This is a genomic window from Mycobacterium sp. NGS34 (genome assembly GCF_059812845.1).
Map to the genome: position 1 here is coordinate 40,304 of NZ_JCALDM010000011.1, position 20,698 is coordinate 61,001.

Sequence of the window (20,698 nt, forward strand, 5' to 3'; positions counted from 1 at the left end):
TCAGCTGCGTGCTGTGGTCGACGAGGCCGCCTTGGCCGGCGTCGTGACCGGGCAACCGGGCATCTCGGCCACTGCGGGCGATGTCGCGACTCGGTCGCGCTTGGCTCGAACAAGGATGCGCGCGCCGTGGTGCGGCACCAGGACGACGTGCTTAACCTTCTGTCGTTCGCCTTTGGCCGTGGTGGTCTTCAACTCGACGCGGCGCAGCACCTCGCGCAGCACGACCCGCATCTCGGCCATCGCGAACGTCGCACCGAGGCAGCGGCGATTGCCGCCGCCGAACGGCAGCCAGGTGGTGGGACTGAGGGTGGCTCCGAGCATCCGATCCGGGTCGAACCGGTCCGGATCCGGGTACTGCTTGGCGCTGCTGTGCACCAGCCCGATGCCAGGAGCGACCATCACACCGGCGGGCAGGCGATAGCCCGCCAGGTCCACCGGTTTCGTCAGGACCCGGCCGACGTCGAAAACCACCGGGCGAATCCGCAGCGTCTCCTTCGCGATCGCGTCGAGGTACTCGTCGCCCGCCGGATCGCCGGCCGCGCTGGCGTCGGCGGCGCGCACCGCCTTCTCGAGTGCGTCCGGATGCCGGATGAGTCGCTCCAGCGCCCACGACAGCGCCGTGGCGGTGGTGTCGTGCCCGGCCGTCAGAAGCGTCATGAGTTGATCACGCAGCTCAGCGTCGGTCATCGTTCGGCCGTCGTCGTGGCTCGCGCGCACGAGCATCGCGAGCACGTCGGTGCGCGCGGCGAGGTCGGGATCGGCGCGGCGATCGGCGATCTCGGCGTACAGCAGCCGGTCGGCTTCGTCCATGCGCCGACGCACGTATCGCCAGGGGCGCCGGCGCTGCAGGTCGGGATTGGCGATCGCCAGCGAGGCCCACGACCCCAGGTTGAGTAGCCGCGGCATCACCTCGCGCAACGAGGCCAGCCGGGCCGGATCGGTGGCCCCGATGACGGTTCGCAGAATTACCTCGAGCGTGATCTCCGACATTCGGGGCGCAACCGGGAACTCCGTTCCCACCGGCCAACGGGCGATGTTGGCAGCGGCGACCTCGGCCATCACAGCGGTCTGCCGCGCAACGGCCTCGCGCTGAAACGGGGCGATCATCAGACGACGGCGGTCACGATGCACGTCGCCGTCGATCACCAGCACGGAGCTCTCGCCCACCGCACCCGCCAGGATCGAGTTGGCCTCGCCGGCGTGGTAAACGGTGGGATCACCGGCAAACACCGTCTTGATATCGGCGGGATCGTCGAGGTAAACCAGCGTTCCCACCGACGCGATCCGGATCGTGAACACCTTGCCGTAGCGGCGCCGGCAGGCGGCCACGAAGCGTGGCCAGTAGCGCAGTAGCAGCGCGGTCTGCACCGACCGGGGTAGTGGGGGGCCGGGCGGCAACGCGCTCAGCGTGGATTCGCTCATGATCGAAGCATACGAGTGGTCGCGGCCGAGGCTATAGCGATTAGGGGGACAAGCGGGGGCAAAGCTGCCCCTCCGGGGCCAGCGGCGGACCGCTACAGCGCACGTTGCGATAGCGCGTTTTCATCAGCCGTTACCCATGTAGAATACGTAAACGATCGTTAATTAGACCGAACGATGCGACAACAGTTGACGCACGTGTGCACACGCCACGTCGGCCACCCCGGCGATGTGGGCCTGCGGGAAGGGGCAACGATGCATAACGCAATTGTCGAGCGCACCAAGCTGATCGGCGCCTGGTGTGGTGCGATCTACATCGTGTCAGTGCTCGTCGGATGGTGGCTGGTGGGGGGATACTTCCCGCTCCACCGCCCCTCGGCTGGAGCTCATGAGGTGGCCGAGTTCTATCGGGGTGACTTGACGCGGATTCGCCTCGGCCTGCTCATCGTGATGTGGGCCGCAGCGGTCTTCCTGCCTTTCGTCGCAACGATGGCCGATGCCGTAGCTCGATTCGAGGGGCGCAACGGTCCGCTCACCCGGACGATGACCATGGCCGGTTACAGCAACGCGATGCTGACTTTCTACCCGCCGCTTTGGTGGCTGATCTGCGCGTTCCGGCCTGCCCAGCGGTCCGCGGATTTGACCTACCTGCTGAACGACATCGCGTGGCTGCAATTCATCGGCGGCGTCTCCCTGGTGGTGCCGATGTATATCACGGCGGCCATCGTCGCGTTGGCGGACAAGAGTCAAGACCCGGTATTTCCCCGCTGGTTCGGTTATCAGAGCATCATGACGTGCATTGGGCTGCTGCCCGACCAAATGTTGTTCTTCTTCAAGACCGGTCCGTTCGCATGGAACGGCATCCTTGGATTCTGGATACCCCTGACCCTGTTCGGCGGCTGGTTCGTCACGGTGTTCGTTTTGCTGCGGCGCGCGGCGCTGCGCGACATGCGTGAACCCTCTGCGGTACCGGTGCCGGCGTAACCGGGAACCGGTTCGCGCGCAACCGGATTACAGCGACCTCAGGACGGTGCGGGCGGTGGTCCGGCCGGCCCAGCCGTGCACGCCGCCCATCGGGTGCGCGCCCGCCCCGGTGTGCCACAGGCCCGGGATGGGTGTGCGGTAGCCGGCCAGCGCCGCGGTCGGGCGATTCGGACCCATCTGATTGAGCGACATGTCGACGACCACGTAGCTGCCGTCGTGGGTCATTTCCCCTAGCTCGTCCGGGCTCTTGACCCAGCTGCCGATGACGGCGTCGGCGAAACCGGGCACCACCTCGTCGACCTTGGCTATCGCCTGAGTGGCGAGGGGCTCGCGGTGCGACGCCCACGCGCTGCCGTCGGCGAAGGACTGCGGCACCGCCGTGCAGAACAGGTACATGGTGTCGCCGGCGCTGCCCGGCGGCACCTGCGAGCGGTCGAAGGCCGACGGCATCAGCGCCCACATCGGGGTCTCGGGCGGAATCGTGCCGTGCACGGCGCCGTCGAGCGCGCGGTCGACGTAGTCCTTGCTGTCGCCGATGAGCATGTAGCTGCCCCACAGTTCAGGCCTGTCGCACAACAACTTTGGTCGCCGCGACACTGCCACGTCGATCTTCGCGTTGTTGATGCCCCACCCATTGACACGGATATTGCGGACCTCGTCGAGCACCTCATCGCGGACGTGGGCGGGGTCGACCAGCGTGCACATCAACGTGATCGGGTCGACCGCCGCGACGACCTGGCTCGCCTGCAGCACTTCGCCGCCGACCAGCCGCACCCCGGTCGCCTGTCCGCCGCGCACCAGAATCTCTTCGACCGCCGCGTCGGTGCGGGCCTCGCCACCATGGTGGCGCAGGCATGCGGCAAGCGCGCGGGTGAACTCGGCCATGCCGCCGACCGGGCGTTTGATGCCCCACCCGATGTGCAGCATGATCACGCCCAGCACCGCGCCCGATCCCGGTTCCCGCAGTGGGGCTTCCGAACCCGAGGCGTAGATCGCCAGCAGCGATTTGACCTCGTCGGACTCGAACATCGTCTCGATGAGCTGATGCGGGGAGGCCATCAGCATGCGTGCGACGGGTGCGAGGTTGCGGCGCTTGCGGACCGCTCGCCAGCCAAGCTCCGCGACCGTCTTCACCCGCGGCCGGGTCGGGTGGTCCATCAGGTAAGGCGCCGCCACATACCAGAAGTCGCACCACATCTCGCACAGCTGCGCGAACTTGGTGGCGTCTCGCTTCGAATACCGCCGGATTTCCTCCACCGTGCGATCGAGCGAACGCCACAGCCCGATCGATTGGCCTTCCGGCCCGAGGTAGGCGCCCCACGGCTCGGGGCTGGCCTGGCGCAGCCCAAACGATTCCAGCCGGAGCTCGCTGATGATGGACGGCTCCAAGTTGGTGAACAGCAGGTCCACCGCGCACGGATTCATCACGAATCCTGGTGCTTCCGAGACCGTTTCACGAGAGTAGGTCATGCCGCCGAGCCATGGCTTTCGCTCCAGGACCACCACGCGCTTGCCGGCGCGGGCCAGATAGGTTGCGCAGGTCAGGCCGTGGTGGCCGCCACCCACGACGATGGCGTCGTACACGTCAGGCGGTGGTCGCTTTGTCGCGCTGCTCGGCCAGCCGGGCCTGATTGCGCGCGATGGCGTCGGCCGACAACGGGAACGGGAGGAAGCGCCGGGTGCGGGCCATCAGCTCCTGGTACTCCGGCCGGACGCCCATGTAGTTGTCCTGGAACGCCGAACCCAGCACCGACGTCAGCATGATCGTGTTGATGATCGGGCCAGCCACCGTCCACCAGCAGGCCGGGTTACCCGCGACGGCCACCAGCCACATGCCCCACCAGACCGTGGCGGTCCCGAAATAATTTGGGTGGCGACTGTGCTTCCACACCCCGGTGTTGAGGTAGCGCGGGCGCTGATCCAGCCCGAGGAAGGCCTGCAGTTGCGCGTCCGCGACGGTCTCGAAGTAGAGGCCGACCATGAACACCACCAGGCCGACGAACGCGAGCAGGCCAATGCCGCCATTGGGCGCCCGGTTCTTCAGGATCCCAACGACGACGGGCATGCCGATCAGCACGATGATCACCGCCTGGGGCTCCATCACCCGGAAGAAGCTCTTCCACCAGTAGCCGGGGGACATCTCCTTGACGAAGTTCAGGTAGCGCGGGTCGCCGCCGTACACGGGCACGTAGCGCCGCCAGCGCGCCGCCAGGTACCAGCCCAGCCGGCCGCCGTGCAGCATCACCATGAGCAGCAGCAGCGCCGCGGTGACCGATTGGGCACCGACGATCAGGTACGCCCACAACGCCGGTACGGCGTAGGCGAATCCGTACCAGCCGTCCATCATCGAGTGGTTGCCCTGAATCAGGCCAACCCCCCACAGGATCGTCACCACCGCGAAGGTGAAGATCGCGCAGAACAGGAAGACGCTGAGATCGCTGGACGGGTTTACGCCCAAGCCGCTGACTAGATCGTTCACGCGGCCATGCTAACAAATTTTGAGAACGATCGGTCACAAAATTTCGAATCGCTGCTATGGTGCTTCACATGCGCCAGTTCCGCTGGGAGTTTACGGTCGTTCAGCTATCACAGACCGGCTGGGAACGGGGCTGACCGATGCGCATCGGGCATGGTCATTTCTTTCAGAACCTCGACGGGCGGGCCGATCACGACGTCTGGCGGACCGAGATGGCACTCGCCGACCGGGCCGAGCACCTGGGCTTCGATTCGGTGTGGGCGGTCGAGCATCATTTCGCCGGCTACTCGATGTCGACGGACCCGCTGCAGTTCCTGACCTGGGTCGCGGCAAGGACCCAGCGCGTGCAGCTGGGCACGATGGTGTCGGTCCTGCCATGGCACGATCCGATCCGGCTGGCTGAGCACGCGTGTGTGCTCGACCATCTGTCGGGGGGACGGCTGATCCTGGGGATGGGCCGCGGTCTGGCGCGACAGGAGTTCGACGGCTTCGGTGTGGAGATGGCGCGGTCGCGACAGCTCTTCGACGAATCCGCGGCGGAATTGCTGGACGCGTTCGAGACCGGACACATCCGAGGCGTCGAGCTGCGGCCGGCGCCGTTGGCGCCGCTGCGCGGGCGCGTGTTCGCCTCCTCGATTTCGCCGGAGTCCGCCGAGGTGATGGCGCGGCTGGGTGCCGGGATCATGATCTTTCTGCAGAAGCCGTGGGAGCAGACGGTCGGGGACCTCGAGCGCTACGGCGAGCACTACCGCCGATACCGCGGCGGCGACCCGCCCAAGCCAATGGTGGTGATCTTCAACGCCTGCCACGAGGACCGCGAGGTCGCCGCCCAGCTGTTCGAGCAGGTCGTCGCCTACTACCGGTCGACGATTGACCACTACGGGTTCGCCGATGAGGCGATGGCCGCCATCCCCGGCTACGAGTATTACGGCAACATCGCCCGCACGATCGCCAAGCACGGCCGCGAGCAGTTCGCGCACTTTCTGGCCGAGTTGCAGCCGTGGGGGACGCCCGAGGAAGTCATCGAGCAGACCCGAGAGATCGTGCGGCGCACCGACGCTGGCGGTCTCATCGTCGTTTCGGCGTTCGGAAACCTGGCTTCCGACGTCGCGGTGGCTAACCAGGAACGCTTTGCGCGGGCCGTCATGCCCGCGTTGTACGAAACCGTCGGCAGTTCGACTTGAGAGGGTAGGGAATTGAAGATCGGCATCACGATGCCCAGTCGCACCGCATCGCTTGCGCGCATACCGGAATACGCGCGAATGGCGGACGAGGCAGGCTTCGAGTCGGTGTGGAGCTACGAGCTGTACCGAAACCCGTTCGCGATGCTATGCATGTCCGCACTGACCACCTCCGATGCGGAGCTGTGCACGGGGCTCGCAACCGCCTTCACGCGCTCCCCGTTCGAGGCGGCCAACGCCGCCGCGGACGTGGACGAATTATCGGGTGGGCGGATGAAACTGGGTCTGGGAACGGGGGTGCCGGAGTTCCTCGGCGCGTTTCACTCGACCGACTTCAAGACCCCGGTCAGGCGCATCGGTGAATACATCGACGCGCTGCGCAGCTCCTGGGCGTACTTGGCGGGTGAGCAGGTGGACGGCTTCTCGGGGGCGCACTATCAGTTCGCCGCGCCGCCGATCAACCCCTGGGGCCTGCGCGAGATGGTCCGGCCACAGATTCCGATCCTGCTCGCCGGCATGCGCCCGGCGCTGCTGAAACTGGCCGGGGCGAAGGCCGACGGATGGATCGGATACCTTTGGACGCCAAAGTTTTTCGACCAGGTCGTATTGCCCAATATCGCGGAGGGCGCGCGCTCGGCCGGTCGTGATCCGGAGGCACTGGATCTGGCGTGCGAGGTCATCTGCTGTGTGCACCCCGACCGCGACGTCGCGCTGGCGCGAGCCAAGAAGCATGTCGGGTTCTACATCGCGCACCCGATCTCCGACGTGGTCGCCGAAATCGAGGGCGTGCAGGACCTGGTCAACGGATTGCGCGTGTCGATGATGCAGAAGGGGCTGGCGGCCTTCGAGGATACGCCCGAAGAGCTCGTCGAGCTGTTCTCCATCACCGGGACACCGGAGGAGTGCCGCCAAAAGCTGGACAACTACAAGGGTTTACCGCATCTGGCCCTGCACACGTCCTACGTGCCGCCGTTCACCGCCGAGGAATCCGAGGACTGTTACCTGCAGATCATCGACGCGTTCAAGCGGTAGGGCTGACATGACGGACGACGTCATCGTCGTCGGAGGTGGTCCCTCGGGATTGGCCGCCGCGCACCGGCTGTCGCGGGCCGGGGTATCCGTCCGGGTGCTGGAGGCCAGTGACCGGGTGGGCGGAAAGATGCGCACCTCGCGCCGGGACGGTTTCGTCCTCGACGAGGGTGCGTTCTTCCTGCCGACGACTCACCGGACGCTGCTGGCCACCGCCGTCGACATCGGAATGACCGACGAGATCGTCCCGGGCGGGTTCGTCCTCGGCGTCGTCCGGGACGGGGCAATCCACGATCTGGATGGCAATCATCTCATTTCCTCCCTGGTGCGCACCCGGCTGCTCTCGATCCGGGCGAAGGCGGAGGCAATCAAGCTCGTTCCGGAATTACTGCGCGCCCGAAAAGCCGGCTACGCGCGGATGCCTGAGGCGGGACGCTATGACACCCAAACGGTTTCGGCGTGGTCGCGCTCGCGGTTGAGTCCCGAGCTCCAGGAGTACCTCGCGGAGACGGTGCTGCGCGGCATCGCCGCCACCAGCGGCGACACGGCGTCGCGGGCCGACTTCTTGGCGATCCTGGCGCTGTTCGGCGGGGCGAAGCTGGTCAGTTTCCGCGGCGGCATGGGTTTTTACACGGACCGGCTGGCCCGCGACGTGAAAACAGAAGTCGGCGCGGAGGTTATCTCGGTCGAGGACAACGGAGGTGGCGTCACGGTCACGTGGACGGACCAGGGGGGCGTCGAGCACGTCGAGGACGCGGCGGCGTGCGTGATCGCAACCCCCGGGCAGACGACCGCCCGGATCGTGCCCGGGCTGGACGACTGGCGGCGGTCGTTTTTCGACCGGGTGCGTAACGGGAAGCTGCTGATCCTCAAGGTCGGCCTGTCCCGTGCTCCGCGTCGCGTGAAGTCGACCTACGTTCTGGTCCCGCGGGCCAGCCATCCGTTTCTCACCGGAATCATGCTGGACCACCACAAGGCGCCCGGTCGCGCGCCGGCCGGCAAGGGTCTGCTCACCGTGGCGGCGCTGGATTCGTGGAGCGCCGAGCAGTGGCACGACGACGACGACCAGATCCGCCGGGCCATGCTCGGCGCCGTCGAGCGGATCCTGCCAGGCACAACCGATCACGTCGAGTTCGCCGATGTGTACCGGTGGCGCGAGGAATACACCACGGTCGGTTTCTACCGCGACCTGGGAAAGTTTCGGCAGCTGTGCGGTCAGGATCGGCGCATCCAGCTGGCCGGCGATTCGCAGGCTTTCCAGAACCTGGAATCGGCGACGATATCGGGTCTACGGGCGGCCGAGCGGTTGCTCTCGAGCCAAGTCCTGTCATGACGATCGCACGGAAGGCGCGGCCATGATGACCGAACGACAACAGCGTTTATGCGTGTGGGGCGGCATTACTTTTGCTCCGCTGTTCTTCGTAGGTTTTTGGCTTTTCGCCGGCTTCATACCGCCGCCCTCACCGGGCATGAGTGCGGACGCGGTAGCGCGGATGTTCGCCGAGGGACGCGGTCGGATCCGAATCGGCATCTGGATCGCCTCGGCCGCCGCGCCCTTCCTGGCGTTCTTCGTCGCGGCGCTCACCCATCAGATCCGCCGGATCGCCGGCGGCGATTCGCCGCTGGCGACGGCGCAGTTGATCGCCGGCTCGTGTCTGATCCTCGAGTTCCTTTTCCCGCAACTGGTTTGGCAGACGGCCGCCTACCGAAGCGGACGCAGCCCGGAGACGATTCAGATGCTCAACGACCTCGCGTGGCTACCGTACGTGGGTATCGTCGGAACGGCGATGGTTCAGATGGCGATCATCGCGATCGTCGTGTTCCAGGATCACCGTCCGCAGCCGCTGCTGCCGCGCTGGTGTGCCTACCTCAACATTTGGACTGCGCTCGGCGTTGCGCCCGGCAGTTTTGTCGTATTCGTCCATGCCGGACCCCTGGCCTGGAACGGAATCCTGGCCTGGTGGGTGCTGTGTGTGTCGTTCTTCGCGTGGATGGTGACCATGACGTGGCTCATGTTGCGCGCCAGCCGCGCCGTTGAGCGCGCGGAAGGGGAGGGCGCGGCGGTATTGCAGGCCGCACCCGGCTAAGGCGGCGAAAACCTGTCGTTATTAGGTTTCTGAGCTCGGTTATTGGTGCTTTTCGCGGCCGATATCCGATAATGTGCTCATGCCTCGCCCCTCCAAGCCGCTGATCCGCCGCGACGCCGTGGTGGAGGCGTCGTTGCGCATCATCGACACGGAGGGCCTGGACGCGCTCAGCCTGCCCAGGCTCGCGCGGGAACTCAACGTGCAGGCACCGTCGCTCTATCACCACTTTGAGGACAAGGCGGCGATCCTCAAAGCGGTAGCGCGGGCGATCGTGGTGGAGACGCGGTTACCCGACCCCACATCGGTGCCGAATTGGATCGAATGGCTTGTCGCGCTGAGTTTGGCCTTTCGCGAATCGATGCTGCGGCACCGCAATGCGGTGCCCCTGCTGCTGCAATTTATGCCGCGTGATGTATTGATTCGCAACTACAACGAGTCCGCGAAGCACCTGATCGAGATCGGGGTGCCCCCGGAGCAAGTGGTGTTGATCCTTGACGGCCTCGACAAGCTGACCTTGGGGGCCGGCATCACCGAGGCAATGCACGGCGACGCCGCCGGAGGCCGCCCATTCGCCAACGCCGATCCCGCCACCGAACCTGCGCTGGTCGCGGCGGTGGCTGCCAACCAGCGATCCGCGGCAGGGGCCTTCGCCGAAGCCATCCGTAGTTTTCTGCGCGGCGCCGCGCCGACCGTGCCGGAGGCGGCGCCGCCGCCGCAGCATTGGGGGCATTTGGACTTGGCAGCAACCGATCTCGAGAAATCGACGGCCTCCTAGCGGACGTCTGCGGTGGCGGAGATCTCTCGACTCAGGTTTCGGTGGATGGTGATCGTCATCGACATTATCCAGACAACGAATCCGGTAAGCGGTATGTAGAGCCCGACAACTCCGGTCCAGGCGAACGGGCCTTGCTTGAAGAACAAGACGAGGCCCGCCGGGATGATGAGCAGCGCCACCCACAAGCTCAAGTATCCGAGCCAGTGCGGAAGCACCGGCTCGGCGCCGCGGTCGATCAAGATGGCGGCGGCAATGGCAAGAAGCTGCAGCCACAGCGACCAGATCACTGTCATGAACAGGATCCAACCGACGTCGTGGAGCGCTCGGGTGACGTCGGCCGCGCGGTCGTCGAAACGGTAGCTGGCCGCCATCCAGATGCCGATCGGCGTGATGAATTCCAGCGACAGCAGGGCGCACGAAACCATCTGCGTGTCCGCAAGGGCCTTGGCGCCATTGATCCGTTTCAGTTGCCCCGAGATCGCGACCGCCCACGGGACCAGCAGAGCGGAGCCGGCCATCGAGATCACCATCCCGACCTTGATGGCGTTCGTGTGGCCTTGATACAGCGCGAATATGTCCGCCGCGCTGGCCTTCGGGGACGACGGTGGGATGAACCCGGCGATAAAGAGAAAGGCGCCGAGCCAGAGGACGATCATCGCCGGCCCCGTCCAGATCAGGACGCGCTGCACTTTAGCTTCCATAGTGACCTCCCTAACCGGCTGTTGCCGATATTCTTGCGTTGACGATGTTGCGGCCTCCGGAATCGTGTTGCGGCTCAAAGGAAGAGGAACACTCCTAACAGCAGCGCGCACACGACGAGGCAGTACGCTTCGAACAACCCTCGCAGGACATTGGGCGCCTCCCGCAGCTCCATGAAGTACATGCCGACCAGGCGGACTTTGATGAACGCGATCAGCAAGATGATCACGCTCGCCAGCGCGTGATTGTGCGTTCCGTGTTGACTTCCGAGCGCCCAGGACACGGCGGTGGCGGTGACCAACACCAACCACACCGCCGTTGCCGGCGTGCGAAGCAAGCTCGTCATTCGATTCACCTGACCAAGAAAATCAGCGGGAAAAGGACCAGCCACAGCAGGTCGACCATGTGCCAAAAGCACGCACCGCCCTCGAAGAAGGCCCACTGGTGCGTGGACAGGCCGGTCTTGCGGGCGAGGACGAACAGCGTGGCGAGCACACCCAAGCCGATGAGCAGGTGGAAGAGGTGTAAGCCGGTGAGTACGAAATAGAGCAGGTAAAAACTATTGGTGGTGGGGATCTGGTGTGCTGCAACCCGTTCGGAGTACTCGAATGCCTTGACGACAATGAACGCCACACCGCATACAAAGGCGCCAACGAACAGGCGTTGCGCGAGCACCCGCTCGTCCACCCTCATCGCGCGTACGGCCAACACGACGAACAGCGAACTGATCAACAGGAAAACCGTGTTGACGGCGCCGAGGTTCTTGTTCAGCGTGGACTGGGATAGATCGAACAGGTCGACATGCTTGCTGCGCTGGATCAGGAAGTAAGTGAAGAAAACGGCGAAAACGCAGATATCGCCGAGGATGAAGATCCAGACGCCCGCTTCGCCGGGGATCTTCTTCGTCTTCTTCGCGGCGGGTGGCGCTGTCGGCTGTGTGGTGGTGGGTTGCACGCGGCTGTGCTTCCTGGTCAAAGGGCGGGCGATCGGTCGTATGGCGACGTGCGGGGGCGGCCTGGGCCACCCCCGCAGCACGACCTCAGACCGCGGCCATCGCAATCTGGTTCTCGGGCCGGCTCGCCTTCTGCCTGTCGATGGCTTGCAGGGTTAGTACCGACATGGCGATCATCCACCCGAAGAAGATTGCGAACGGGATCCAGAACGCGCCGACGCCGTTGTAGGCGAACAATCCGTCGCGGAAGAACACGATCAGCCCGGCGGGGAAGATCAGGATTGCGCACCAGAAGTTGAGATAAGCGACCCAGCGCGGATACAGCGTGGGCACATTGTGGTCCTTGATGATCGCCAGGCCGATCACGGCCATCCACAAAGCGAATGGCGGCCAGGTAAACAGGAAGTCGAACCACACCCAGTCGTTCATGATCTGCATAACCGCGGGGTCGAGCGACTCTGGCCGAAACGCGATGACGCCCCAAGTCATCGGGATCAGAATGAAGAAGACATAGCCGCCGCCCTGCAGTGCGATCGACGAGTACGTCAGGATTGGCCAGCCACGTTCCATCTTTCGGATGAAGACGGTGATCGCCATGCACCACGTCGCCCAAAACGACCAGAAGATGCACTGGATCAAACAGCCCAGACGGATTTCGTTACGTCGGTCGATGAACCTCTGGGCGAGCTCCTTCGCCGACAGCGCGGGCGAGGGTGGTGGGATGAAATGCATCATGAACCCCTGCGCCACGATCATCGCCACGATCAGCGCGATGCCCGACCAGACGGCGGCCTTGGCCAGGCCCGAGTCCAGTTCAATCCGTTTCGCCATCCGTCTCCACTCCCAACTAGACGATGATAAGTGACACTAGCTTAAGTGGTGAGTGGCGCTTACGATAGGGGCAAGTGCACATTCGGCACCGCGCGCCAGGTCATCCCAGACGGGCTGGCCCGGCGCCTGTCGCACGCCGGCACCGCCTAGAAGTTCGGGCCCGAAGACGACTCGGGTTAAAGTCAGTGAAAATGTCGTTCAGTAGGGACAATCCTGTGCCAAATCCTCGAAACGGACGCCGCGGCGGCGACGAGATCAGAGAGCTCGTCCTGAAAGCTGCGCATCGCCTCTTTTCAGAACAGGGCTATCACGGCACCACGACGCGCCAGATCGCCGAGGTGGCCGGTGTCGGCGAATCGGTTCTGTTCCGCAACTTCGGAAGCAAGGCGGAGCTGTTCGAGACGACGATCCTTTCGCCGTTCTCCGACTTCGTCAACAACTGGGCCAAAACCTGGAACGTCAGCGTGACATCGGAAACCGAACCTTCCGAGATCGCGCGCTCGTTCGTCAAAGGCTTCTACGCGCTGGCCTCCGAGCACAAAGAGTTATTTCGCACGCTCGTGGCCGCTCGGGTCAAGGGCGGCGAACCGGCGCTCGCGGAGGCCGCCGCGCGCGTCAGCGGCCACCTCGCGGATAACCTGCGCGCCGTGCAGCTCGTGCTGCGGGAACACGCCGCCGCGCGGCATTTCCGTGAACTTGATGCTCCGGTCACTGTCGCCATGTCCGTCGGGTCGGTGCTGTCGCTGGTGCTGCTCGACGATTGGCTCTTTCCGCCGGATCGGCGCCGTCCGGGCAGAGACAGGCAGATTGAGGAGGTGGTACAGATGCTTCTGTACGGAGTGGCCGGACGCTGACCGGCTACAGCGGCACAAACGCGGGCAACACAAAAGTCTTCAGTAGTGCACGTGTGCCGAGATCGTCGGCCCCGGTGACATCACGGCGCCCGACCATGACGAATTGCACCAGTGCCAGCCACTGACCGACATCCAAAACATCAAGATCTGAACGGATTTCGCCGCGCTCGATTGCCCGCCGGAGCACCGGATCCCACATCTCGGCGGTCAGTTCGGCTGCCAGCGCGGAGCCGTTCACGATCGGACTGGTGACGCCGAGATGTTCGGGGCCCACCAGAATCCGCACGATCGGGTCCTTGCGGCCATGATCGATCAGATACAACAGCCCTTCGACGAGTTGTTCGGCGAAGGACTCGAACCCGAAGATATAGTCACGGGCCCCGTCGAACAGCATCCGCGAGCGCCGCTCGATCAACGCGGCCAGCAGGTTGTCGCGGTCGCCGAAATAGCGATACACCGTGGGACGGGAGACGCCGGCCTGCTTGCCGATGTCGTCCATCGTGGTTTTCGAGACGCCGTAGCGCGCAATCACGCTTTCGGCGGCGGCCAGGATCTGCTGGCGTGCCTCGGCGGTATCGGTGCTGAGAACGCTGCTGTTGCGCCGTCCGGCGCTGGCCCGCCGGGCTTCACCGGGCCCGGGTAAACCGTTGGCCGATGTCACGATATTCCTCTCGCACGGCCTGTTTGGCGATCTTGCCGCTGGGCAGCCGGGGTAGCGGTTCCGACCGCAGCACCACATACCGCGGGACCTTGTAGTCGGCGAGCAGTTGTTCGCAATGCGCGATCACCGCGGCCTCGTCGATGCCCGCGGCGTCCGGCGCCACAGTGATGATCGCGGCGGGCGTCTCGCCGAAGCGCGGGTCCGACGCGGCGATGACGGCGACCTCGGCGACGCCGTCGAGCCCCGCGATGACCGCCTCCAATTCCACTGGCGAGATGTTGATTCCACCGGAAATGATCAAGTCTTTCATGCGATCGACGAAGGTGACGCGCCCGCGTTCGTCGCGGGTTCCCAAATCACCGCTGTGCAGCCAGCCGTCACGAATCGCCGCCGCGGTGGTTTCCGGATCGTCCCAGTAACCCGGTGTGACCCCGGGGCCGCGCACCACGATCTCGCCCCGCTCGCCCGGTGCGGCCAGCGATCCGTCGTCAGCCATCACCGCCACTTCCGTGAAGATCGAACCGATGCCGCACGAATCGGGGTGGTCCAACGCCTCGGCCTTCTGCGTCGCGGTTGCCACGCCTCCCGCCTCGGTCATTCCGTAGATTTGGCGAAGCAACACGCCCTTGTCGGCCCATCGCCTCAGTAGATCCGTCGGCACGGCGGCCCCGCCCACAATAGCGGTCTGCAGCGAGCTCAAGTCGGCGTCGTCGAATCCTTCCGCACGAGAAAGGGATTCGAAGATCAATGGGACACCGAAGATCGCGCGCACCGAGTGCTCTTGGATGAGCTTGACCGCGCGGGAGGGATTGAGTTCTCGTTCGACGACGAGGGTTCCGCCCAGCACCGTGGTGATCAGCAGCCCGTACACCAGGCCCGGGGTGAACGCCAGCGGCAACACCAGCAACGTCACCGTGCCGGGCCGGAAGCCTTCCTCTGTCAGCGTGTTCTCCAGCACGATGGCCAGCAGGGTGTTGCTGGTCAGGATGACGCCTTTGGACAGGCCGGTGGACCCGCTGGTGAAGATCACCGCGATCGGGTCTTCGCCGGCGCGGTCGATACGGAAATCGTCGGGATCGCCGAATCGCTCGGCGTTCACACTGTCAAAGGACAGCACGGCGAATTCGCGGCCTGCTTGCCGTGCCTCGTGTGCGACGGCGGTATGAGAGGGCGCGGCGATCATCAGGCTGAGGCCGGCGTCGTCGGCAATCTTGCGTACCTCGGCGGGCTTGAGGCGCGCACTGAACGGCACCAGCACCGCACCGGCCTTCATGATCGCCAACGCCGCCACGGGCCATTGCAGCGTGTTGGGTGCCAGCAGCCCGACGCGATCGCCGGGTTTGACGCCGTCATCGGCCAGGCGCCGCGCCAACCGGCCGGACCAGTCGTGCAGTTGGCGATAGCTGAGCGCATCGGTTCCGAGGACGACCGCGGGCGCCTCACCCTTGGTTCGTGCCCACCAGTGCAGTGCGGAGCCGACTGTCGCGGCCATCTTCCTCCTCGATTCCCCGGTGCGTCAGATCGTGGCCGCGGACCCGAACACGGTCGAGCTGACCAGTGGGGCCATCGGGCCGCCGATCAGCAGCGAGACATCGGCACCGGCAACGGGATTGGGCGAGCCGCCGCGGATCTGGCGCACCGCCTCGGCCACCAGGCCGATGCCGTGCACGAAACCCTCGGCGATGTTTCCGCCGGCGGTATTGATGGGCAACCGGCCGCGCTCGACGGTCAAGTTGTCCAGGGTGAGTACCTCACCGGCGCCGGGCCCTGGGGGGCACAACCCGTGGTCGATCATCGAGGCCACCGCGGGACCGGTGAAGTTCTCATACACCTGGGCCACATCCACGTCGGCCGCCGCGAGTCCGGCGCCATCCCACAGCCGCTTCACCAATGCGGGATGGAATCCCGCGCTCGTGTACGCGACTTCGTTTTCCACCGACTCGGTCCAGCCCGCCGAGGCGCCCTGCACGCCGGACAGGATATACGCCGGCTCTCCGCAATATTCGCCCACGCGTTCGGCGCTGACGACCAAAACCGCGGTGGCGCCGTCATTTTCACGCGAACAGTCGAAAAGTCGCAGCGGTTCGGAAATCAGCCGGGCGCTACGATAGCGGTCGTGGTCGAGCGGCTGGCCGTACGCCACCGCGCGCGGATTGTTCTGGGCGTGGTGGTAGCCGGCCAGCGCCACCGCCTCCACGGCCGACGGCGGCACCCCGTCGACCTCCAACATCCGCTGGGTGCGCATCGCGCACACCTGGGCGGGGGCGATCATGCCGTGAGCCGCATAGAGGTGACCCATGTGGCCCTTGTTGTAAGCACCGCGCCCGTCGGTGGCCTCCGACAAGCCGCGGTAGACCGCGACGCAGCTGGCCTGCCCGCTGTGCACCGCCGCGGCGGCGCAGTTGACCGCCGCCGCCACCGCGCCGCCTCCGCCGCCCCAAACCTGCGTCGACCAGCGCACCTCATGGACGCCCAGCGCGGCGCCGATGGCCAGGCCCTCGCTGGAATCGCCGGCGTAGGAGACGAACCCGTCCACGGCGCGCGGGTCGGCGCCGGCGTCGTCGCAGGCCCGCAGGATCGCCTGCAGCACCAGTTGCGCTGACGACAGCGGGCTGGTGCCGCGCTTGTAATAGTCGGTCGAACCGACCCCCACCACCGCGGTCGACGCGCGAAACCCGCTCACCGAGCCTCCAAGCCCGGATCCAGGTGCCAACGGACGAGCGGCCAGTACTTTTCGTCCGGGGGCCGTTCGATCACCCCGCGCACCGCCGCACCGATGCGTGGGGTCAGCCCGTCCGCGTGCTGGAGGACTCCCAGGACCCGGCGGGCGCCGGCCGCGGGTAGTTCCACCAGCACCACGACGTAGGGCAGGTGGCCGGTGGCCTCCGGGGTGAACGGCTGCCAGGTTCGCGTCCACGAGTAAATGATGCCCACCGGGTCGACGGCCTCGAAATTCAGGTCGAAGCTATGACAGGCCGGGCAGATCGGGCGCGGCGACCAGACCCACGTCGCGCATTGCCGGCAGCGTTGCAGCAGCAGCCTTCCGGCGCGCAGCCCTTCCCAGTGGGCCGCCTCGAGGCCGTCGGGGGAGGGGCCGGTGACGCCCACCCACGGCGGCGAGTCGGGGATGTTGCGGACGCTGGCGACGCGCCAGCTGCCGTCGGCGAAAAGCACCCAGCGGCTGCGCAGTTCAAACCATTGGTCGTCGAGTTTGGTGTAACGGATGATGGCGTCGTAGTGCCCTGGCTCGGCTTCGGTGATGGTGCGTACCTCCGCCCCCTTGAGGCGGGCGGGTACGTCGGCCGAGGCGACCAGCTGACCGATGCGGTCGGGCAGGAAATCGGCCAGCACCGCGGCGTTGTCGCCCGCGGCAACGGCCTTGCCATGGGCATCGACGGTGCTCGCCAGGCCAGCCGGGATCGTGTCGGTCATGGGTGGCCGCCGATTTGATAGCGCACGTCGGTGCGGTCGTGTTGAAAGCCCGCCAGGCGACAAGCATGGACCAATTCGGGGTTTCCGGAGTCGACGTGAATGGCGATGCCGGTCATGCCGGCCTCATGGGCCAGGGCGGCCGCACCCTCGAGCAACCGGCGGCGCTGCGCCGCTTGGGCGACCGGTGCGGCGAAGGCCGACACGATGGTGGCGCAGCGGCCGAACTCCTCGGATGCCACGGCGCGCAGATCCAGCGCCGCCACCGCGACAATGCGCCCGGCCTCCCGTAGCGCATACGTGTGATCGCTTTCGAGGGGTGCCGACACCCAGCCGACATCGGCGAGTGCCGAATTGTCGACAGGTTCCAGAACCGGTGCGGCCGTGGCGTTCTCGAGGGCATCGGTCGCTCGGATCAGTTTCCAGACCCGCCGGGTGCGCGGGATCAAAAACCGGTCGGAGAGCCGGCTGGCCGCGGGGTGGTTACCTTGTGCCCACGTGGTGACCGTGTGGGCCCCGGTGTCCAGCCAGCCACCCGGACGCGCCGTGTCCAGGCCGACGCGTTCCAGCAGCAGTGTCATGATCCCGATCGAACGCAAGCCGGGATCGACCACGGCGCTGGCGGTTGCCGACCCGTCCGACGAGCACTTCAGGCGGATCAGCCCGGCGATGCGTTCGGGTTGGTCGGCCTCGCCCATCGCGGTGGCGTGGGGGAGCATCCAAATCAGGAGATGGCGCGCCGACGAATCGGACCGCAACATCGCACGATCGACGTCGGCGAAGTCGATCGTGTTGTATTCGGGCTCGGCATCGTACTCGGCGGCACGCCCGAGCAGGCCGGACAGTTCGGCCGATTCGTCGGGACTCAGACTGGTTCGCCACTCGTACTTGATCATCGAACGGTCACTAGGTGGCGTGGCCCTCGGCGAGCAGCTTCTTGGTCTCCCGGCGGAACACTTGGTTGGCGGTCTCATTGCGGCCCAGCAGCATATCGCCGGCGTCCGCACTCGCCATCCCGCGCTGCGAATTGCGCAGCAGCGGGAAATCCTCGTTGTGCAACACGGCGAGGAGAATGTCCCAGTTCTTGTCCCACAGGCGATTCCAGTGAGCCTCGTCGATGCCCGCGTCTTCCTGCGTTGGGACCATCAGCCGTTGCTCCATCCGCGACTTGGTCGGATCACTCTGATGCGGCCGGAACGTCAGCAGCTGGAAGTGATCCGGTTGGCGCAGCAACGTGCTGTTCGGCAGCAGGAAGTGGGTTTCGGTGACATAACGATCCAGTTGGCGGTCGCCGGGATCCTCCTCCAGCCAGCGGTCGATCGACTTGCGTGGCGCGATGAACCGGCAGTGTCGCCCGAAATCTTCGAATGCCATGACGTTGGTGTGAATGATCTTTCCCGCGGTGTTGGGGTGGGCGTACTGAATGTGGTAGCCGTCGAGGAATGCGTCCTGCATGATCTTCCAGTTGGTCGGCTCGTCGAATCCCGCCGACCGGACGCACTGGAGCTTGTCGATGCGATAACCGGCCAGGATCGAATCCATATCCGGCCCAAGCCAGGTCGCGACATCGATCGACGCGTGAGCGTTGTCGACCACCCAGACGAAGCCGTGCCGCTCTTCGCACGGCAGTTCCACAAGACCATGCTTTTTTCGATCGACCTCGCCGAAGGTGGCATCGCGGGTGACCATCCGCAGCGACCCGTCGGGATCGTAGGACCACCGATGATATGGGCAGGAGAAAACCCGGCAGCGGCCCTTCTCGCTGTCCTCGAGTAGGGCGCCGCGGTGTCGGCACAAATTCACGAACGCCTTGACGCTGTTGTCTTTCTGGCGCACGACGATGATGTTGTTGCGCGGCATTTGCGCGGTCATGAAGTCATATGGGCGGGCGATCTCGGAGCCGTGGGCGACGATCGAGGGAACCCGGCCGAAGATGAGGTCGCGCTCCTGCTGCGCGAGAACCGGATCCGTGAATTCACTCGCGGAGAAACCGACAACGTCGTCGAACTTGTCGGTCGTTTCGTTACGTAACAGCTCAAGTGCCCGACGGATTCGGTCCTGACGGGGAAGCGATGTGGTCATTCAACTCACTTCTCTGGTGTAAAGGTGATCGGCATTCGAAGGCAGCCACGCACCTGCGTCGAGTGGTATACGGGGGGATCCGATTCCACCAGCCGGTAGTCCGGGATCCGGCGGTGCAGTTCCTCGAGCGCGATCGTCAATTCGACGCGGCCAAGGTGCGAGCCCAGGCACCGGTGCACCCCAGCGCCGAACGACAAGTGCCGGTTGGGAAAGCGGTTGATGTCGAAGTTGGCGGGCTCAGGAAAAGTTTTCGAGTCGCGGTTAGCCGCGGAGAGCACCAACAGCAGCTGGTCGCCCTCGGCGATGCTGACCCCGCCGAGCTCGACGGCGCGCGTCGCACGCCGGCCGGCGGAGACTGCCGCTTCGATGCGGAGGATCTCCTCCACGGCCTTCGGGATCAGCGCCGGGTCGGCGATGATGAGATCCCGTTGGTCTGGGCTCTCGACGAAATGCATGATCGCCCAGGCCAGTGATCCCTGCACGGTGTGCAGGCCACCCATCAACAGCAGGTAGAACATCAAGATGAGTTCTTGGTCTTGAAGCAGCCGGGCGCCGTCGGCAAGTTCGACTTTGGTGTTGATCAGCACGGACGTCGCATCTCCGCGAGGATGGCTGCGCCGATCCTCGATCACCTGCTGGAAATAACCGGCCACGTTCAAACCGGCGGCAATACGGGCTTGGTCGGACTCCTCGGCGGTACCGCCCGGCTTGCCGAACAGCACGATGTCCGTGGCCTCGGTGAACAGCGGGGCGTCTTCTAACGGCCAGTCCATCAAGGCCAAGAAGATCCGGGCCGGTAGCTCGTGGGCGAACTCAGAGATGAACTCGGCGCGGCCCTTTGGTGCGAACCCGTCGATCAATTCGTTGACCACGGCACGGATATCGTCCGAGAGCTTCTTCATGCGTTGGGGACTGAACAGGGGCTGCAACACGTGCCGGTACGCCGTGTGCTCCGGAGGGTCGAGTTCGAGCGGAATGAACTTGCCGAAGTCGACGGGGGTGACGAGGTTGTTCGGGTAGCTGGAAAAGGTCTCATGGTCGGTAAGGACTTGGTGAACTTCGTCGTACCCGGTCACCACCCAATGCCCGCCATAGGCCGGCGAATAAAGGACCGGGCCCTTCGCGGCGAGCTCGGCGACCCGCTCCTGAAACACGTCCACCGGGGTGGCCAGGCTCGGATCGTAAACGTCGAAGTCCGTGAGGAGGTTCGGCGGCACCCGATCCATTGCTGTCGTCATC

Annotated in this window: 21 protein-coding genes; 7 read left to right on the forward strand and 14 right to left on the reverse strand. The window is 65.3% G+C overall.

Features of this window, described 5'->3' with window-relative positions:
- Positions 1–1,422, reverse strand: a complete 1,422-nt coding sequence (locus AC5Y7V_RS23310; RefSeq protein ID WP_499882397.1) for a cytochrome P450 — start codon at positions 1,420–1,422, stop codon at positions 1–3.
- A gap of 228 nt (positions 1,423–1,650) precedes the next feature.
- Between AC5Y7V_RS23310 and AC5Y7V_RS23315 the strand changes: the two genes are divergently transcribed.
- Positions 1,651–2,403: a hypothetical protein gene (locus tag AC5Y7V_RS23315; RefSeq protein ID WP_499882398.1), complete on the forward strand. Its 753-nt coding sequence runs from the start codon at positions 1,651–1,653 to the stop codon at positions 2,401–2,403.
- A gap of 27 nt (positions 2,404–2,430) precedes the next feature.
- Here AC5Y7V_RS23315 and AC5Y7V_RS23320 read toward each other — a convergent pair whose 3' ends face one another.
- A complete protein-coding gene (locus tag AC5Y7V_RS23320; protein WP_499882399.1) occupies positions 2,431–3,987 on the reverse strand; it encodes a phytoene desaturase family protein in 1,557 nt (518 codons plus the stop codon).
- A 1-nt stretch (position 3,988) separates the two neighbouring features.
- Positions 3,989–4,882, reverse strand: a complete 894-nt coding sequence (locus AC5Y7V_RS23325; protein ID WP_499882400.1) for a DUF1295 domain-containing protein — start codon at positions 4,880–4,882, stop codon at positions 3,989–3,991.
- Between the two features lie 137 nt (positions 4,883–5,019).
- Here AC5Y7V_RS23325 and AC5Y7V_RS23330 point away from each other — a divergent pair, with 137 nt between their 5' ends.
- The 5 genes from AC5Y7V_RS23330 to AC5Y7V_RS23350 all read left to right on the forward strand — a co-directional run bounded on the left by AC5Y7V_RS23330 (position 5,020) and on the right by AC5Y7V_RS23350 (position 9,951).
- Complete coding sequence (locus AC5Y7V_RS23330) at positions 5,020–6,063, forward strand: LLM class flavin-dependent oxidoreductase (RefSeq protein WP_499882401.1); 1,044 nt, start codon at positions 5,020–5,022, stop codon at positions 6,061–6,063.
- 30 nt (positions 6,064–6,093) lie between these two features.
- A complete protein-coding gene (locus AC5Y7V_RS23335) occupies positions 6,094–7,092 on the forward strand; it encodes an LLM class flavin-dependent oxidoreductase (protein ID WP_499882534.1) in 999 nt (332 codons plus the stop codon).
- A 7-nt stretch (positions 7,093–7,099) separates the two neighbouring features.
- On the forward strand, positions 7,100–8,422 hold the full coding sequence (locus AC5Y7V_RS23340; protein WP_499882402.1) for a protoporphyrinogen/coproporphyrinogen oxidase: 1,323 nt from the start codon (positions 7,100–7,102) through the stop codon (positions 8,420–8,422).
- A gap of 136 nt (positions 8,423–8,558) precedes the next feature.
- Positions 8,559–9,176, forward strand: a complete 618-nt coding sequence (locus AC5Y7V_RS23345) for a hypothetical protein (protein ID WP_499882403.1) — start codon at positions 8,559–8,561, stop codon at positions 9,174–9,176.
- A gap of 133 nt (positions 9,177–9,309) precedes the next feature.
- On the forward strand, positions 9,310–9,951 hold the full coding sequence (locus AC5Y7V_RS23350) for a TetR family transcriptional regulator (protein WP_499882404.1): 642 nt from the start codon (positions 9,310–9,312) through the stop codon (positions 9,949–9,951).
- On the opposite strand, the gene AC5Y7V_RS23355 is transcribed toward AC5Y7V_RS23350, so the two are convergent.
- The 4 genes from AC5Y7V_RS23355 to AC5Y7V_RS23370 form a co-directional block, all read right to left on the reverse strand.
- Positions 9,948–10,730 carry a hypothetical protein gene (locus AC5Y7V_RS23355; protein WP_499882405.1) on the reverse strand — a complete coding sequence of 261 codons (783 nt, stop codon included), beginning with the start codon at positions 10,728–10,730 and terminating at the stop codon, positions 9,948–9,950. The genes AC5Y7V_RS23350 and AC5Y7V_RS23355 overlap by 4 nt on opposite strands.
- The gene (locus AC5Y7V_RS23360; RefSeq protein WP_499882406.1) at positions 10,727–10,996 is read right to left on the reverse strand and encodes a cytochrome C oxidase subunit IV family protein; all 270 of its coding nucleotides are present in this window, start codon (positions 10,994–10,996) and stop codon (positions 10,727–10,729) included. The genes AC5Y7V_RS23355 and AC5Y7V_RS23360 overlap by 4 nt, the downstream gene beginning before the upstream one ends.
- Before the next feature lie 5 nt (positions 10,997–11,001).
- Positions 11,002–11,604, reverse strand: a complete 603-nt coding sequence (locus tag AC5Y7V_RS23365) for a cytochrome c oxidase subunit 3 (RefSeq protein ID WP_499882407.1) — start codon at positions 11,602–11,604, stop codon at positions 11,002–11,004.
- 85 nt (positions 11,605–11,689) lie between these two features.
- Positions 11,690–12,433: a hypothetical protein gene (locus AC5Y7V_RS23370; protein WP_499882408.1), complete on the reverse strand. Its 744-nt coding sequence runs from the start codon at positions 12,431–12,433 to the stop codon at positions 11,690–11,692.
- A 191-nt stretch (positions 12,434–12,624) separates the two neighbouring features.
- Here AC5Y7V_RS23370 and AC5Y7V_RS23375 point away from each other — a divergent pair, with 191 nt between their 5' ends.
- Positions 12,625–13,287, forward strand: a complete 663-nt coding sequence (locus AC5Y7V_RS23375) for a TetR/AcrR family transcriptional regulator (RefSeq protein ID WP_499882409.1) — start codon at positions 12,625–12,627, stop codon at positions 13,285–13,287.
- 4 nt (positions 13,288–13,291) lie between these two features.
- On the opposite strand, the gene AC5Y7V_RS23380 is transcribed toward AC5Y7V_RS23375, so the two are convergent.
- From AC5Y7V_RS23380 to AC5Y7V_RS23410, 7 genes are read right to left on the reverse strand one after another with little or no spacing between them, the layout of a single operon-like run.
- Positions 13,292–13,948 (reverse strand): TetR/AcrR family transcriptional regulator, encoded by a 657-nt coding sequence (locus tag AC5Y7V_RS23380; RefSeq protein WP_499882410.1) that lies wholly within the window; start codon positions 13,946–13,948, stop codon positions 13,292–13,294.
- Positions 13,914–15,440, reverse strand: coding sequence for a class I adenylate-forming enzyme family protein (locus AC5Y7V_RS23385; RefSeq protein WP_499882411.1), 1,527 nt, complete (start codon positions 15,438–15,440; stop codon positions 13,914–13,916). The genes AC5Y7V_RS23380 and AC5Y7V_RS23385 overlap by 35 nt, the downstream gene beginning before the upstream one ends.
- A gap of 24 nt (positions 15,441–15,464) precedes the next feature.
- Positions 15,465–16,631 (reverse strand): thiolase C-terminal domain-containing protein, encoded by a 1,167-nt coding sequence (locus AC5Y7V_RS23390; RefSeq protein ID WP_499882412.1) that lies wholly within the window; start codon positions 16,629–16,631, stop codon positions 15,465–15,467.
- The gene (locus AC5Y7V_RS23395) at positions 16,628–17,380 is read right to left on the reverse strand and encodes a Zn-ribbon domain-containing OB-fold protein (RefSeq protein WP_499882413.1); all 753 of its coding nucleotides are present in this window, start codon (positions 17,378–17,380) and stop codon (positions 16,628–16,630) included. Before AC5Y7V_RS23395 ends, AC5Y7V_RS23390 begins: the two co-directional genes overlap by 4 nt.
- Entirely contained in the window at positions 17,377–18,273 is an 897-nt protein-coding gene (locus AC5Y7V_RS23400) for a hypothetical protein (RefSeq protein WP_499882414.1), read from the reverse strand. Before AC5Y7V_RS23400 ends, AC5Y7V_RS23395 begins: the two co-directional genes overlap by 4 nt.
- Positions 18,274–18,283: 10 nt before the next feature.
- Positions 18,284–19,459 (reverse strand): aromatic ring-hydroxylating oxygenase subunit alpha, encoded by a 1,176-nt coding sequence (locus AC5Y7V_RS23405; RefSeq protein WP_499882415.1) that lies wholly within the window; start codon positions 19,457–19,459, stop codon positions 18,284–18,286.
- 5 nt (positions 19,460–19,464) lie between these two features.
- On the reverse strand, positions 19,465–20,697 hold the full coding sequence (locus AC5Y7V_RS23410) for a cytochrome P450 (RefSeq protein ID WP_499882416.1): 1,233 nt from the start codon (positions 20,695–20,697) through the stop codon (positions 19,465–19,467).
- Between the last annotated feature and the right edge of the window lies 1 nt (position 20,698).

Coding starts and splice junctions, on each gene's coding strand:
- AC5Y7V_RS23375 (WP_499882409.1), top strand. CDS start 12,625: ATGTCGTTCAGTAGGGACAATCCTGTGCCAAATCCTCGAAACGGACGC.
- AC5Y7V_RS23370 (WP_499882408.1), bottom strand. CDS start 12,433: ATGGCGAAACGGATTGAACTGGACTCGGGCCTGGCCAAGGCCGCCGTC.
- AC5Y7V_RS23345 (WP_499882403.1), top strand. CDS start 8,559: ATGAGTGCGGACGCGGTAGCGCGGATGTTCGCCGAGGGACGCGGTCGG.
- AC5Y7V_RS23385 (WP_499882411.1), bottom strand. CDS start 15,440: ATGGCCGCGACAGTCGGCTCCGCACTGCACTGGTGGGCACGAACCAAG.
- AC5Y7V_RS23395 (WP_499882413.1), bottom strand. CDS start 17,380: ATGACCGACACGATCCCGGCTGGCCTGGCGAGCACCGTCGATGCCCAT.
- AC5Y7V_RS23335 (WP_499882534.1), top strand. CDS start 6,094: ATGCCCAGTCGCACCGCATCGCTTGCGCGCATACCGGAATACGCGCGA.
- AC5Y7V_RS23400 (WP_499882414.1), bottom strand. CDS start 18,273: ATGATCAAGTACGAGTGGCGAACCAGTCTGAGTCCCGACGAATCGGCC.
- AC5Y7V_RS23405 (WP_499882415.1), bottom strand. CDS start 19,459: ATGACCACATCGCTTCCCCGTCAGGACCGAATCCGTCGGGCACTTGAG.
- AC5Y7V_RS23330 (WP_499882401.1), top strand. CDS start 5,020: ATGCGCATCGGGCATGGTCATTTCTTTCAGAACCTCGACGGGCGGGCC.
- AC5Y7V_RS23340 (WP_499882402.1), top strand. CDS start 7,100: ATGACGGACGACGTCATCGTCGTCGGAGGTGGTCCCTCGGGATTGGCC.
- AC5Y7V_RS23410 (WP_499882416.1), bottom strand. CDS start 20,697: ATGACGACAGCAATGGATCGGGTGCCGCCGAACCTCCTCACGGACTTC.
- AC5Y7V_RS23310 (WP_499882397.1), bottom strand. CDS start 1,422: ATGAGCGAATCCACGCTGAGCGCGTTGCCGCCCGGCCCCCCACTACCC.
- AC5Y7V_RS23360 (WP_499882406.1), bottom strand. CDS start 10,996: ATGACGAGCTTGCTTCGCACGCCGGCAACGGCGGTGTGGTTGGTGTTG.